The organism is Chromobacterium sp. HL1 (genome assembly GCF_057418835.1).
The window spans coordinates 2270033-2284173 of record NZ_CP162399.1 but is presented as its reverse complement, the minus strand read 5'-3'; the positions used below and the strand labels follow the sequence as shown (position 1 = coordinate 2284173).

At 68.6% G+C, this 14141-nt stretch carries 11 protein-coding genes; all 11 read right to left on the bottom strand.

What is annotated here, in order from left to right; all coding sequences use genetic code 11:
- Positions 1-81: 81 nt before the first annotated feature.
- Entirely contained in the window at positions 82-828 is a 747-nt protein-coding gene (locus AB1Z25_RS10360) for a cobalamin biosynthesis protein (RefSeq protein ID WP_486637182.1), read from the bottom strand.
- Positions 825-1628 carry a precorrin-4 C(11)-methyltransferase gene (cobM, locus tag AB1Z25_RS10355; protein WP_486637181.1) on the bottom strand — a complete coding sequence of 268 codons (804 nt, stop codon included), beginning with the start codon at positions 1626-1628 and terminating at the stop codon, positions 825-827. The genes AB1Z25_RS10360 and cobM overlap by 4 nt, the downstream gene beginning before the upstream one ends.
- Entirely contained in the window at positions 1625-2353 is a 729-nt protein-coding gene (gene cobI, locus AB1Z25_RS10350; RefSeq protein ID WP_486637180.1) for a precorrin-2 C(20)-methyltransferase, read from the bottom strand. Before cobI ends, cobM begins: the two co-directional genes overlap by 4 nt.
- Complete coding sequence (gene cbiD / locus AB1Z25_RS10345; protein WP_486637179.1) at positions 2350-3474, bottom strand: cobalt-precorrin-5B (C(1))-methyltransferase CbiD; 1125 nt, start codon at positions 3472-3474, stop codon at positions 2350-2352. Before cbiD ends, cobI begins: the two co-directional genes overlap by 4 nt.
- Positions 3475-3479: 5 nt before the next feature.
- A complete protein-coding gene (locus tag AB1Z25_RS10340) occupies positions 3480-5039 on the bottom strand; it encodes a precorrin-8X methylmutase (protein WP_486637178.1) in 1560 nt (519 codons plus the stop codon).
- Entirely contained in the window at positions 5036-5737 is a 702-nt protein-coding gene (locus tag AB1Z25_RS10335; RefSeq protein ID WP_107800028.1) for a cobalt-precorrin-7 (C(5))-methyltransferase, read from the bottom strand. Before AB1Z25_RS10335 ends, AB1Z25_RS10340 begins: the two co-directional genes overlap by 4 nt.
- Positions 5734-6495, bottom strand: a complete 762-nt coding sequence (gene cobA, locus AB1Z25_RS10330; RefSeq protein ID WP_486637177.1) for a uroporphyrinogen-III C-methyltransferase — start codon at positions 6493-6495, stop codon at positions 5734-5736. Before cobA ends, AB1Z25_RS10335 begins: the two co-directional genes overlap by 4 nt.
- Position 6496: 1 nt before the next feature.
- On the bottom strand, positions 6497-8404 hold the full coding sequence (locus AB1Z25_RS10325) for a putative cobaltochelatase (protein WP_486637176.1): 1908 nt from the start codon (positions 8402-8404) through the stop codon (positions 6497-6499).
- A 165-nt stretch (positions 8405-8569) separates the two neighbouring features.
- The gene (locus tag AB1Z25_RS10320) at positions 8570-12706 is read right to left on the bottom strand and encodes a cobaltochelatase subunit CobN (RefSeq protein WP_486637175.1); all 4137 of its coding nucleotides are present in this window, start codon (positions 12704-12706) and stop codon (positions 8570-8572) included.
- A complete protein-coding gene (locus AB1Z25_RS10315; RefSeq protein WP_107800024.1) occupies positions 12703-13032 on the bottom strand; it encodes a (2Fe-2S) ferredoxin domain-containing protein in 330 nt (109 codons plus the stop codon). The genes AB1Z25_RS10320 and AB1Z25_RS10315 overlap by 4 nt, the downstream gene beginning before the upstream one ends.
- The gene (locus AB1Z25_RS10310) at positions 13029-14075 is read right to left on the bottom strand and encodes a HoxN/HupN/NixA family nickel/cobalt transporter (protein ID WP_486637174.1); all 1047 of its coding nucleotides are present in this window, start codon (positions 14073-14075) and stop codon (positions 13029-13031) included. The genes AB1Z25_RS10315 and AB1Z25_RS10310 overlap by 4 nt, the downstream gene beginning before the upstream one ends.
- Positions 14076-14141 lie beyond the last annotated feature (66 nt).

Here is a 14141-nt window from a genome sequence, read left to right as displayed (position 1 = left end):
CGGAAGTCCAAGGCGTTCCGCCGAAAGTCATTTTTGTCATGGGCTCGTGCCCGCGTAGCAGGCACATCCTGTTTTTTGAACTCAAACAATCGGCCCATCCTCCACCACCGCCACCGTCACCCCGTCGCGCGCGGTCTTGGGCACGATCAGCCCGCCCCTGGGGCTGGCGATCAGCGCGCAGGGTTCGCACACGCCGTCCACGCCGACGTTCCGCCGCACCCAGTCCGAGGGCGCGCCGGTCCAGCCGCGGGCGGCGACGTCGGCGCGGGCGATGACGCGCAAGGGCAGCGCGTGGCGCGCGCAGAACGCCAGCAGGCCGGCTTCGTCGGCCTTCAGGTCTATCGTCGCCACTTCGCGCACGGCGGACAGCGGCCGGCCGGCCAAGGCCTGCAGTACCGCTTGTTCGATGGCCTCGGCGCTTTTGCCGCGGCGGCAGCCTATGCCCAGCGTCAGCGGTTTCATCGCTTCGGTGGCGGTGGTGATGGCCGGGATGGCGCCGGTCAGCCGCGCCGCCTCGTAGGCCAGTTGATTGGCGCCGCCTTCATGGCCGGACAAGAGCGGGATGGCGAAACGGGCGGCTTCGTCCATCACCACCACCGCCGGGTCGCTGTATTTGCTTTGCGGCAGGCCGTCCAGGTAGCGGACGGCGATGCCGCTGGCCATCACCAGCACCCAGTGGCTGTGCGCATGGAAGGCGGCGCGGAATTGCTCGCGCGCGCCGGTCTCGGCTTGCAGCCACGGCTGGTACAGCTTGGCGTCCAGCGCCGCCGCCAGCTTTTGCCCCAGCGGCAGCGCCTCGGCGCGCACCAGCCACACGGCGCGGCTCATGCCTGCTTTTCTTTCTGAAGGCTGGCCCGCTTGGTCTTGCGCGCGTCGCCGTCGCGGAAGATGTGGGTGAAGCCGGCCGCGTACAGGCTGGATTCAACGCCGCCTTCGCGCGACAGCGCTGCGCCGACCAAGAGCAGCGTGGTCAGCAGCCAGTCTTTCTGCTTCACCTCGGACAGCATCTGGCCCAGCGTGGAGCGGTGGACGGACTGGTCCGGCCAGCTGGCGCGGCGCACCAGCGCCACCGGGGTATCCGGCGGGTAATGCAGCGACAGGTCGGCGACGGTCTGCTTCAGCCGCTGGCCGGACAGGAAGATGCACATCGTCGCGCGGTGGGCGGCGAAGCTAGCGATGGACTCCGACTCCGGCACCGCGCTGGCGCGGCCGCTGGTGCGGGTCAGAATGATGGACTGGGACACCTCGGGCCGGGTCAGTTCGCTGCCCAATGCGGCGGCGGCGGCGGTGAAGGAGGACACCCCGGGCACCACTTCGTAGGCGATGCCCAGCGCTTCCAGCCGGCGCATCTGCTCGTTGGTGGCGCCGTAGATGGCCGGGTCCCCGGAATGCAGCCGCGCCACGTCCTTGTCCTCGGCCTGGGCGCGGCGGTACAGCGCTTCCTGCTGGTCCAGGTTCAGTTCGGCGGTGTCGTGGATTTCCGCGTCCGGGCGGCAGTGGCTCAGCATCTCCGCCGGCACCAGCGAGCCGGCGTACAGCACCATGGGCGCCGCGCCCAACAGGCGGCTGCCGCGCAGCGTGATCAGGTCGGCGGCGCCGGGGCCGGCGCCGATGAAATACACTTTCATGAATGGCGTCTTTCTCTGGCTGTCTTGCGGATCAGCATGGTGGCGAGGTAGCCGCTGGCGTCTGCGCTCAGTTGCGAGACGTCGGCGCACAGCACTTCGCCGGGCAGGCCGATGCGGCGGGCGAAGGCGCACAGTTGGGCGATGCCCATCTCGTTCAGCAGCGCCAGCACATCCGGCAGCCGCTTGCCTATCTTCATCAGCACGATGAGGTCATGGCTGTCGATATCGGCCCGCAGCGCGGCCATCTCGTCCGGGCAGGGCAGGATCAGGATGCGCTCCTTGCCTTCGCCCAGCGGCCAGGACAGCGCCGACGCGGTGGCGGCGAAGCTGGTGACGCCGGGGAAGGTCTGGGTTTCCAGCGCCGGCAGCATTTCGCGCAGCGCCGCCAACAGGTAGCCGTAAGTGGAGTAGGTCATCGAGTCGCCTATGGTCAGGTAGGCGACGTTCCGGCCGGTTTTCAGTTCGGCGGCCAGCCGCTCGGCCAGCGCGCCGTAATGGCGCGACAGCGCGCCACGGTCCGGATTCATCTCGAATTCGATTTCGCAAAAGCGGCTTTCGTCCAGCGCCAGCCCGGCCAGGCATTGCCGGGCGACGGATACTTCGCTGGAGGTGGCGCGTGGCAGGTAGACGATGTCGGCCTCGCGCAAGGCGGCCAGCGCCGCCACCGGAATCAAGCCGGCCGGTCCGGGGCCGACGCCTATGCCTATCAATCGCCCCAGTTTCATGCCGCTTCTCCCAGCGGGGTGCCGTCCATGCTGAACAGCCGCACCGCCACCCGCCGTGCGCTGGGCACTTTCGTGGCCATCAGCGCCGCGGTGCGGCGTTCTATTTCCATCCAGTAGCCGCGCGCGTCCGGCTGGCTGCTCATGATCTGCACTACATTCTCCACGGTATTCGCTTGTTTGATTGTTTCCACCAGCTCGGGCGCATGGCCCAGCTCGGCGGCGACGGCGGCGACGGCGTCCATCGCCATGCCGCTCTTGCCGGAGTGGGTGTTCCACACCCCGTCCAGCAGCTTGGCGATCTTGCCCGGGTGGCCCAGCACCCACAGCGTGTCTAGGATGCGGCCCTGTTCGAGCAGCACCGATTCGGCGAAGTCCAGCGAGTCGCCGACGAAGTTGGCGATCTGCACCACCTGCTTTTTCTCCAGCCCCAGCGTGTCGGCGGCGTAGCCGCGGCCTATCTTGCCGGGGGTGAAGGCGATGGCGGCCGGCAACTCGCCCAGCGCCACCCGCACATAGACTTCGATCGACGCGATCCAGGCCGCCTGCGACATTGGCTCGACGATGCCGCTGGTGCCCAGGATCGAGATGCCGCCGACGATGCCCAGCATCGGATTGAAGGTGCGCTTGGCGATCTTGTCGCCGTCGACGCAGCCTATCGCCAGATCGAAGCCCGGATCGGGCCGGCCGGCCAGCGTCTCGGCCAGCGCCAGCCGCATCATCTGCCGCGGCACCGGGTTGATCGCCGGCTCGCCGGGAGGGATGCGCAGGCCGGGCTGGGTGACCATGCCGACGCCGGCCGCGGCCAGGAAGCGCAGCGCGCCGCTGTGGTTTGCTCTCACCTCGGCGAAGATCGTCGCGCCGTCGGTGTTGTCCGGGTCGTCGCCGGCGTACTTCAGCACTTCGGCGCGCACGGTGTTTTCGTCCAGCCAGGCCACGCGCTGTATCGGCACCGCCAGGTAGAAATCCGGGTCCGGCAGGCTGATGAAGACCTCGTCGGCGTCCACGCCGTCCAGCAGCAGCATCAGCGCCGCCTTGACGGCGGCGGTGGCGCAGCTGCCGGTGGTGCGGCCGCGGCGCATGCCGTTGGGGGCGAGGGCGGCGAGGTCGTAGGGCTGGCGCACCGGGCTCAGGCTTCCTGCTGCTGATGCACGTGTTCGATCGCGTCTATCATCAGCGCGTTGACCACGGTGGCCGCCCACGGCGAGCCGCCGCGGGTGCCGCGATTGGTGATGCGCGGCACTTGCAGCAGCGCGCGCAGCTCGTCCTTGCATTCGCGGGTGCCGACGAAGCCCACCGGCAGGCCCACCACCAGCTGCGGCCGCCAGCCGTGATCGCGCACCAGGCGCACCACCTCGCGGATGGCGGTGGGCGCGTCGCCTATCGCCACCACGCAGTCGTTGCCGAACTTCTGCCAGGCGCGGCGGATGCCGGCGGCGGAGCGGGTGATGCCGTTGGCTTCGGCCAGCAGCCGGGTTTCCTCGTCGTGCACGCCGCACCAGGTTTCCACTTCCAGCTGGCGCAGCACTTCGCGCTTGAGGCCGGTTTCCACCATGGTGACGTCGGTGACCACGCGGCGGCAGCGCAGCAGCGCGCGCATGCCGGTTTCGCAGGCGCCGGGCGAGAAAAACAGCTCGTCCACGCTGTTGAAGTCGCCGGTGGTGTGCACCAGCCGCATCAGCGCGGTGCGCTGCTCGGCGGGGAAGGCCGACCAGTCGCGGCCCTCATTGATGATGCGCATGCTTTCCGCTTCTATCGGGTGCGGGGTGTAGCGTTTCCAGGCCGGCGGCTGGCTGGAGCTGGGCTCGCGCTCCAGCAGGCCGCGCACCTTGCCGTGGTGGCCGCGCTGCGGCTCGCCCACTTGTTGTTCGAAGCCGACGATCTGCACCCGGTACTTGCACAGCGCGCAGTTCATCGCCGCGCGGCCTTCCACGCCCTCCTGCGCGCGTTCCAGAAACACCTCGGCCACTTGCTCGTCCGGGCCCAGATAGCCGGCGCTCAGCACCTCGACCTCCGGATGGCGCGCCGCCAGGTCCGCCGCCGCGCCGTAGATGCGCTTGACCAGCACGCCGTCGAACAGAAAGTAGGGCAGCATCACGATGCGGCGGTAGCCCAGCATGGCGGCGGCGCGCAGGCCGTCGGCCACCAAGGGTTTGGCGGTGCCGGAATAGCAGACGAAAGACGCGGCGAAGCCCAGGCCTTCTTCCAGCATGCGCGTGAGCTTGGAGATTTCGGAGTTGGCGTCCGGGTCCGAGGTGCCGCGGCCGACGACGACCAGACAGGTGTCGTTGCGCGACACCGTGTGCGGCGACGCCGCCTCGGCCTCGACGATGCGTTGACGACACAGCGCCAACAGCCGCGGATGCAGGTCCAGCGCCGCGCCGAAGTGAAAGGCTATGCCCGGATGCGCCTGCCGCAGCGCCAGCAGCTCGCTGGGCATGTCGTTCTTGGCGTGGGTGGCGGCCAACAGCACGCCGGGCACCATCACCACGGTCTTGGCGCCGGCGGCCAGCACCTGGTCCACCGCCTCGTCTATGGTGGGGCGGGCGAACTCCAGAAAGCCGTGAGCCACCTGGCGCTCGCCGGCGCGCGCCTTCAACGCGTCCACCAGCTGCATGAATTCGTTCACCCCGTCCGGGTCGCGGCTGCCGTGGCCGGCCAGCACGATGGCGTAGTCTTGCTGGCTCATTTGTGGGTCGGCTCGATCTGGCTGTCCATCGGCGCGAGCGTGCGGATCAGCATGATGCTCATGTCGGAGAAGCGCTGCTCCGCGCACTCGGCCAGCGTGCCGCGCCATTCCGCCTCGTTGCGGGTCAGGTTTTCCCACACTTCCACCTGCTGGCCGGCCGGGATGCCGTTTTCCAGCAGATAGGCGGCGATGTGCCAGGGCATGAAGGAACGCGCCTCGTCCCAGGGGCAGGGGATCACGATGGCGTTGCGGCCGTCCTGCAGCACATGCACCAGGTGGCGCTTGAACGGGGTCAGGTCGCCGCGGCGGTGGAAGGTGATGAAGCTGGTTTCGTCGAAGCACACCTTGCCGCGCGAGGCTAGGATCTGCGCCGACGAGATGCCGGGTATGGTGTCCACCGGGTGGCCGCAGGCGCGCTCCACTCGCTCCAGATACTGGAAGCCGCTGAAGTGGATGTCGCCCATGAACACCACCACGCAGTTTTTGCCGGCGCGGTGGCGCTCGGCGACGATGTCCAGCTGCGCCACCTGATCGCGGTAGCCCATCTGGATCACTTCGGCCGTGTCCGGGATCAGCGGGCGCACCACGTCCACCACCGCGTTGAAGCCGGCCACCACGTCGGCCTCGCGTATCAGTTGGGCGGAGCGTTGCGGCAGGTAGCCGATGTCGCCAGGGCCGGCGCCTATGCAGATGATCATGCGAGTTCTTTCCTTGTTTCGTTGGCGGCGGACGGGCTACAGGACGCCAGCGCCACCGTCGGTCCGATGACGATCAGCGCCGGGCTGTGGATGCCGGCCGCGCTCATGTCTTGTTCCAGCGTGTCCAGGGTGCTCAGCACCTGGCGCTGCTGCGGCAGGGTGCCGTTTTCTATCGCCGCGGCCGGGGTGTCGGGTTTCAGGCCGTGGCGCAGCAGTTCGGCGCGGATCAAGGGCAGCCGCTTGACGCCCATATAGATCACCAGCGTCATGCCGCTTTGCGCCAGCGCCCGCCAGTTGGGCTCGTCGCCGTCCTGATGCGGGTGGCCGGAGACAAAAGTGACGCCGTGGACGAAATGGCGGTGGGTCAGCGGAATGCCCAGCGTGGCCGGCACCGCCAGGCCGGCGCTGAGGCCGTTGACGATTTCCACCTCGATGCCGGCTGCTTGCAGCTTCAGCATTTCCTCGCCGCCGCGGCCGAAGACGAAGGGGTCGCCGCCCTTGAGGCGCGCCACTGTCCTGCCGGCGCGGGCCTCGTCCATCATTCTTTGCTCGATGGCGGCCTGCGGCGTAGACGGCCGGCCGCCGCGCTTGCCCACCGGCACGATTTCAGCGTCCGGCCGCAGCATGGTGTGAATATCCGGATGCACCAGATCGTCCACCAGCGCCACATCGGCCAGCCGCAGGCAGCGCGCGGCCTTCAGCGTCAGCATGTCCAGGTCGCCGGGACCGGCGCCTATCAGATAAACCTTGCCCGTCATCTCAGCGGCCCAGTCTTTGTCGAATCGTCAATGTCAGTTGCTCGCCGGTCAGGGTGTCGCAAGCCAGGTATTCCGCGCCCAGCGCCTCGGCCAGTTCGCGGGCGCGGCCCAGGCGGACGAAGTCCTGCTCGGTGTCCAGCACCAGCGTCGGCGTGCCGGCCAGCTGGCCGGCCAGGTCCAGCGCTTGCCGCCACGGGTCGCCGTCTCCGTCCAGCGCCACATTGGCGCGGCCGTCGCTCAGGATGACCAGCAGCGGCGCCGGGCCGCCCAGCTGGCGGGACAGCGTGTCGGCGGCCAGCGCCAGCGCGTGCGCCAGCGGGGTGCGGCCGCCGGTGGGCAGCTCGCGCAGCGCCCGTTCGGCCTGCTCCACGCGGTTGCACGGCGGCAGCAGCAGTTCCGCCTGCTGGCCGCGGAAGGCGATCAGCGCCACCTGATCGCGGCGGCGGTAAGCGTCTTCCAGCAGGCTCAGCACCGTGCCCTTGACCTGCTCCATGCGCTGGCGGGCCGCCATCGATCCCGACGCGTCGACGACCAGCAGGATCAGATTGCCCTGTTTGGCGACGCGGACCTTGTCGTGCAGGTCGGCGCGGGTGACCGCGAAGTTGTTGGGGTCGCGCAGCAGCGCGTGGCGCAGGGTGGCGTCCACCGCCAGCTGGGCCGGCTGCGGGTTGGCTTCGGCGCGCACATAGTGGCCGCGCTGACGGCTGGCGCCGTCGCTGCGGCGGCCGGCGGCGTCGCCGGAGGAGGGAGCCTGGACGCGGATGCGGGCGATGTCGCCGGCCGGCGCCGCGGCGAAGATTTGCTCGGCGCCATGGCCGGACGTGTCCGCTTGCTGTTCGCCGTCGCCATCCGGCGGCGGCTGGTCGGCGCCGTTCCGCTCCTGCGGGGGTGGCGGCGGATTCGACGCTTGCCGCGTCATCTGTTCCAGCTTGTCCTGATCCAGCCCGCTCTGTTCGAACGGCTTGCTGCGGCGGCGGTGCGGCAGCACCAGCCGGGCGGCGTCGCGGACATCCTCGGCGGAGGCGTCGACGCGGCCGTCCAGCGCCGCCAGCGCGCGGGCGGCCTTGTTCAGCACGATGTCGGCGCGCAAGCTGCTGACTTCGAATTCGCAGCACAGCTCGCTGACGAAGTGGAACAAGCTATCGCTGAGCCGGGTTTGCGGCAGCAAGGCGCGGGCGGCGGCGATCTTGGCGCGCAGCGCCTCGCTGTCGGCCTGCCACTGCGCGGCGAAGCCGGCCGGATCGGCCTCGAAGGCCAGGCGGCGGCGCACCACCTCGGCGCGCTGAAGAGGCTCGCGCGGCGCGGCCACGTCCACCATCAGGCCGAAGCGGTCCAGCAGCTGCGGCCGCAGATCGCCTTCTTCCTGGTTCATGGTGCCAAGCAACGTCACCCGCGCCGGGTGGCTGACCGCCAGGCCCTCGCGCTCCACGGTGTTGACGCCCATCGCGGCGGCGTCCAGCAGCACGTCCACCAGATGGTCGGCCAAGAGGTTGACTTCGTCGATGTAGAGCATGCCGCGGTGGGCTGCGGCCAACAGGCCGGGCTTGAAGGCCTGCTTGCCGCCTTGCAGCGCCTTTTCGAAGTCCAGGCTGCCCAGCACCCGGTCCTCGGTGGCGCCCAGCGGCAGGTTGATGAAGGGCACCGGGCCGTCATGCAGCGCGCGCGCGTCGCCGGAGCACACCGGGCACAGCGGCAGCGGGTGGTCAGGCTCGCAGTTGTAGCCGCAGCCGGCGGCGCGGCGGATGGGCGGCAGCACGGCGGCCAGGCCGCGCGCGGCGGTGCTCTTGGCGCTGCCCTTGTCGCCGCGCACCAGCACGCCGCCGACGGTGGGGTCCACCGCGCAGATCAGCAGCGCCTGCTTCAGTTGTTGCTGGCCGACGACGGCGGCGAAGGGGTAAATCGGGCTCATGCTGAAACCCTTATTTGCCACGGAAGCACACGGAAAGACACGGAATTGGGCGCAGCGGGGCGATGTGGATGCTTCTGCTCCCATGCTCCGGGAAACGATGGGATTTTTCCGGTTTTCATTTTCCTGCCTTCCCAGTGTTGCCCTGGCTCATTCTGTTTTGGGGGTTCATGCTTTGCTCTCTCCGCGCGCTTCCAGCAGCGCCTCGCTATCCAGGTGCAGCTGGCGCAGGGCGGCCAGCGTCTCCGGGTCCGGCTCCGCCCACAACTGGCGCTGCGCGGCTTCCAGCAGACGGTCGGTGATGGCGTTCAGCGCCCAGGGGTTGCTGTCGGCGAAGAACTGCTGCATCGCCGGGTCCAGCGCGTAGCTTTGCGCCAGTTGTTCATAGACCCAGTCGTCCACCACCTGGGCGGTGGCGTCGTAGCCGAACAGATAATCGACGGTGGCGGTCAGCTCCAGCGCGCCCTTGTAGCCGTGCTTCTGGATGCCGGCTATCCACTTGGGGTTGGCCACCCGCGAACGGAACACGCGCAGCACTTCCTCCTTCAGCCCGCGCACCGCCGGCGCTTCCGGATTGTGGCTGTCGCCGAAGAAGGCGCGCGGCTGGCGGCCGCTGAGGCTGCGTATCGTCGCGATCATGCCGCCGTGGTATTGCAGGTAGTCGTCGCTGTCGAAGATGTCGTGTTCGCGGTTGTCCTGGTTGTGCAGCGCCACTTCCACGCCGGCCAGCCGGTGGCGCAGCGCGTCGCGGGCGTCGGCGCCGTTGGCCTCGCGGCCGTAGGCGTAGCCGCCCCAGTTGACGTAGGCGGTGGCGAAGTCGGCGTCGTTCTGCCAGTTCTGCTCGTTGATCAGCGGCAGAATGCCGGCGCCGTAGCTGCCCGGTTTCGCCCCGAACACGCGGTACAGCGACTGCGCGTCGGCGTCGGGCAGGGCGCCCAGCAGCTCGTTTTTCAGGTCGGCCAGGTAGTGCTTGCGCAGGAAGTTCTGCTCCAGCGGCTCGTCCAGCCGCGCCACGGTGTGCACCGCCTCGTCGATCAGCGCAATCAGATGCGGGAAGGCGTCGCGGAAGAAGCCGCTGATGCGCACGGTGACGTCGATGCGCGGCCGGCCCAGTTCGGCCAGGGGAATCACTTCCAGACCCTGCACCCGGCGGCTTTCCTGTTGCCAGCGCGGCTTGACGCCGAGCAGGGACAGGATTTCGGCGATGTCGTCGCCATGGGTGCGCATCGCGCTGGTGCCCCACACGCTGATGGCCACCGATTCCGGATACTGGCCGGTTTCCTTCAGATGGCGGGCCAGCATCTCGCGCGCCAGGCCGTCGCCTATGCGCCAGGCGGCGTTGGAGGGCAGGCTGCGCGGGTCCACCGAGTAGAAATTGCGGCCGGTGGGCAGAATGTGGGCCATGCCGCGCGTGGGCGCGCCGCTGGGGCCGGCCGGCACGTAGCCGCCCTCCAGACCGCGCAAGAGATTGTCTATCTCCTCCGCGGTGCGGGCCAGCTTCAGGCACAGCTCGGCGCAGACGAAGTTCAGCACTCGTTCCAGATCGGCCTTGGGTTCGATGCCGGGCAGCATGGCGGCGACGGCGGCCGGCACGGCGGCGCTGTCGTAGCCGCGCGCGGCCAGCTCGGCGATCAGCGCGCGCGACAGCTTCAGCACCGCGTCGTGGGCGTCGGCGCGGGTGACCAGGGGCAGGCCGGCCAGCGCTTGCAAGGCCGCGGGGGTGTCGCTCAGCCGTTTGCCCTGATCCTGCTGCCACAGCGTCCAGTCGCCGCCGCAGGCCGCCGCCACGCTGGCGGGCAGGCCGGGGATGCCCAGATTGGGCAGCCGGGTCAGCGCCAGCAGCATGTCGACCAGCGCCTCGCCCTGCGGCGCGTTGCCCAGCACGTGCAGGCCGTCGCGGATCTGCGCCGCGCCCAGCTCGCACAGATAGCCGTCAATGTCCTCGATCAGGTGGGCGACGTCGACGCCGTCCATCTTGGCCAGGCTCAAGGGCACGCCGTCTTCGTTCAGCGTGTCGTCCCAGTCGTGGTCATGATCGTGGTGGTCGTGGCTGTGGCTGTGGCCGTGATGATCATGATGATGATGGTCGTGGTGATGGCCATGGTGTTCATGATCGTGATGGTGGTGCCCATGATCGTGGCCGTGGGCGGCCTTGGCCGGGCGATACTTCGCCGCCGCGGCCGCCGCCGGTTTCATCGCGGCAGCCGGTTTGGCCGCCTGCGGCCGGTATTTGCCGTGGATGGCGGCGGGCGCGTGATGATGTCCGCCATGCGGGTGCGGGTGCTCATGATCGTGGCGAGGCTCGTGATCATGGTCGTGCTCATGCTCGTGATCATGTTTCAGCATCGCCGCCAGGTCGGTGTCGAGCTTGGCCTCCTTGATCAGGTCCCAGATCTGTTGCTGCAACAGCGGCAGCTTGTTCGGGTCCAGCAGCTCCACCTGGTAGTACTCGTCCACCAACTGGGTCAGCTGCGCCAGCGGGCCGTAGCTGTCGGCGGTGGTCATCGTCGGCGTCAGATGGTCGATGATCACCGCGTGGCCGCGGCGCTTGGCCTGCGAGCCTTCGCCCGGATCGTTGACGATGAAGGGGTAAAACAGCGGCATGTCGCCCAAGAGCGCATCCGGGAAGCAGTTCTGCGACAGACCCACGCCCTTGCCCGGCAGCCATTCCAGCGTGCCGTGCTTGCCGACGTGGACGATGGCGTCGGCCCGCCAGTCGTCGCGCAGCCAGCGGTACAGCGCGTAGTAGTGGTGGGTGGGCGGCAGGTCCGGCGTGTGGTAGATGGCGTCCGGGTCCATGCCGTAGCCGCGCGGCGGCTGCAGCGCGACGAAGACATTGCCGTAATCGAGGCCGGAAAACACCAGTTCGTCGCCGTCGACGTAAGCGCCGCCCGGCGGCTGGCCCCAGCGCTGCAGCATTTTGTCGCGCAGACTGTCCGGCAGCTCGTCGAACCAGGCCTGGTAGCGCTGGGCCGGCACGCGGGCGGCGGCGTTTCGCATCTGCTCGGCGCTCAGGTAGTCCTGATCGTAGGCGCCGCGGTCTATCAGCTCGTGCATCAGCGCGTCGCTGTCCGGCGGCAGCGGGTCCATCTGGTAGCCGCGTGTCTGCATGCCGCGCAGCATCGCGTACAAGGAGGCCGGGGAATCCAGCCCCACCGCATTGCCTATCTGCGAGGCCTTGCTATTGGAGTTGGTGAAGATGAAGGCGATGCGTTTGTCGGCGTTTTCCACATGGCGCAGCCGCGCCAGGCGGGCGGCGATGCCGGCCAGGCGGCGGGCGCGGTCCGGCAGCGGCGCGTATTGTTCGGCCTGGCCGGGCTGGTCCATCATGGCCGGCTGCTTGAAGCTCAGCGGCACGCCGATGATGCGGCCGTCGAATTCCGGCAGCGCCACGTTCATCGCGGTGTCCAGCGGGTTGAAGCCGCGGTCCGAGGCTTCCCATTGCTCGCGCGTCATGCTGCTGGTGATGGCCTGCAGCACCGGCAGGTTCAGCCGGTCCGAAGCCTCCACCGCCCAGCCGGGCTGGGTGGGGCCGTCGTTGTTGATGTCGCCCATCGCGAACGAGGTGGTGTTGATCAGCAAGGACACCTGGGCGCGCGGATCGGCCAGCAGCGCCAGCGCCGCCGGCAGGCCGCCGTCTTGAATCGTGCGCAAGGACGAGGTGAACACCGGCAGCGCGTTGACGCCGCGCTCGGCCAGGCAATCGACCAATAGATCAATGAAGCGGGTGTTGCCGGACAGCCAGTGGGCGCGGTAGAAGCACAGGCCCACGGTGGGCCAGTCCGGGTTGCGGATTTCCAGCCAGTCGGCGAGCGAGCAGGGCGCGCTCAGTTCCGGGTGGTAAACGCCGTGCTCGGGCAGCGGCAGCGGCGGCTGGTAGCCGAAGCCGGTCAGCAGCAGCCTGTCCGCCAGGCAGCGCATCAGCTCGCCCAGATTGGCGCTGCCGCCGGCCTGCAGATAGGCGTGGACGTCCTGCTGCAGCGATACCGGCGCGCTGCATAGCGCTTGCAGCTCCGGGTCCGGCTCGCCGGTGCCGCTGAGCACGATGACCGCGGCCTGCAGCCGGCGCGCGTGGGCCAGCAACCGCTCCAGGCCGGGTATCGCGTCGGCGCGGCCCAGCACGCGCAGCACGATGGCGCGGGCCTGGGCCAGTTGGCCGTCCAGCAGCGCTTGCATCGCGGCCTCGTCGGCAATGCCTTGCAGCGAGATGCCGGCGACAAGGGGAAAATCTTCCGGCCAGCGCGCGCGCGCCAGCGCGGCGAGATCGGTGCCGGCGTGGCTCAACAGGGCGAGTGCGGCGCTCATGCCTGCGCCTCCGTTTCGATGTCGCCGACGCCGGTTTTATGGAACACCAATTCCTCGACCGGAACGCCGCCCTTCAGATGCTGGCAGACGATGCGTTCGATATCGCTTTCATTCACCTTGCGGTACCAGACCCCGTCCGGATACACCACCATCACCGGGCCTTCCTTGCACACGGCGAAGCAGTGGCTGCGGGTGCGCTTGGCGCGCAGGCCTTCGCAAGCGTCTATGCTGCGGCCCAGGTGCAGGAACATCGCTTCCGAACCCTGGCCGTCCGGCGTGCAGCGCGGGCCGGTGCACATCAGCACGTGTTTGTCGTGGGTTCTCATCGCGCCTCCGGCGTCAGTTGGTCAAAACGCTTCCATTTATAAATGGCGGCGGAGGCAAGCCACGTCAGCAGGAACACGCCGATGACGAAGTAGCCGAAATGAGCCAGATCGTTGTTGAGCGCTGAGATCAGATCCCAGAAGCCGCCGGTGAGCTGCAGCTTGTCCGCCAGCAGGCCCAGGCCCTCCAGCCCGCCAATGCCGACGGCGACGAGGACGGAAACGAAGGTGATGGTCAGGTTGTACCAGAGCTTGCGCACCGGATTGACGAAGGCCCAGCCGTAGACTTCCACCATCATCATGCTGTCCAGCGTGTCCACCAGCGCCATGCCGGCGGCGAACAACGCCGGGAACACCATGATGTGCCACAGCGCCACGCCGTTGGCGCTTTGCGAGGTGGCGATGGCGAACAGGCCGATTTCAGTGGCGGTGTCGAAACCCAGGCCGAACAAAAAGCCGATGGGCAACATATGCCAGCTCTTGGTCACCATGCGAAACAGCGGCTTGAGCAGGCGCGCGATCAGGCCGCGGTTGTTCAGCAGCAGATTCAGCTGCTCGTCGCAAATGGCCTCGCCGGCGCGGGCGCGGCGGAAAGCGCCCCATACCGCGCGCAAGGAAGACAGATTGATCAGCGCCAGCGTCAGCAGAAAGAAGGCCGACACGCTGGTGCCGATAACGCCGCCTATCTCCTTGAAGCCGGCGACGCGGCTTTGCAGCGCGCTGGCGGCGAACACGATCAGGGCGACGGCGATGACCACCACCGCGGAGTGGCCGGCGGAGAAGAACAGGCCCACCGCCGACGGACGGCGGCCTTCCTGCATCAGCTTGCGCACGGTGTTGTCGATGGCGGCGATGTGATCGGCGTCCACCGCGTGGCGCAGGCCGAACAGATAGGCGAGCAGGGCGGTGGCGAGTTGGGCCGGATGGTCGGCGAAGGCGGCGAAAGCCCAGGCCCAGGCCAATAGATTGGCCAGGATCAGCCCGGCGAGTATCGGCGCGTGCTGCGCCAGACGGCGGCCGGTGGACGGCGCGGTGGATGAATGCATGGTGCCCTCGGAGACGATTTCCGTCGCGCAAACGAGGGCACAGGTCGCCGAGTGTTCATGAGCGGC

Coding starts and splice junctions, on each gene's coding strand:
- AB1Z25_RS10360 (WP_486637182.1), bottom strand. CDS start 828: ATGAGCCGCGCCGTGTGGCTGGTGCGCGCCGAGGCGCTGCCGCTGGGG.
- cobM (WP_486637181.1), bottom strand. CDS start 1,628: ATGAAAGTGTATTTCATCGGCGCCGGCCCCGGCGCCGCCGACCTGATC.
- cobI (WP_486637180.1), bottom strand. CDS start 2,353: ATGAAACTGGGGCGATTGATAGGCATAGGCGTCGGCCCCGGACCGGCC.
- AB1Z25_RS10340 (WP_486637178.1), bottom strand. CDS start 5,039: ATGAGCCAGCAAGACTACGCCATCGTGCTGGCCGGCCACGGCAGCCGC.
- AB1Z25_RS10335 (WP_107800028.1), bottom strand. CDS start 5,737: ATGATCATCTGCATAGGCGCCGGCCCTGGCGACATCGGCTACCTGCCG.
- cobA (WP_486637177.1), bottom strand. CDS start 6,495: ATGACGGGCAAGGTTTATCTGATAGGCGCCGGTCCCGGCGACCTGGAC.
- AB1Z25_RS10325 (WP_486637176.1), bottom strand. CDS start 8,404: ATGAGCCCGATTTACCCCTTCGCCGCCGTCGTCGGCCAGCAACAACTG.
- AB1Z25_RS10320 (WP_486637175.1), bottom strand. CDS start 12,706: ATGAGCGCCGCACTCGCCCTGTTGAGCCACGCCGGCACCGATCTCGCC.
- AB1Z25_RS10315 (WP_107800024.1), bottom strand. CDS start 13,032: ATGAGAACCCACGACAAACACGTGCTGATGTGCACCGGCCCGCGCTGC.
- AB1Z25_RS10310 (WP_486637174.1), bottom strand. CDS start 14,075: ATGCATTCATCCACCGCGCCGTCCACCGGCCGCCGTCTGGCGCAGCAC.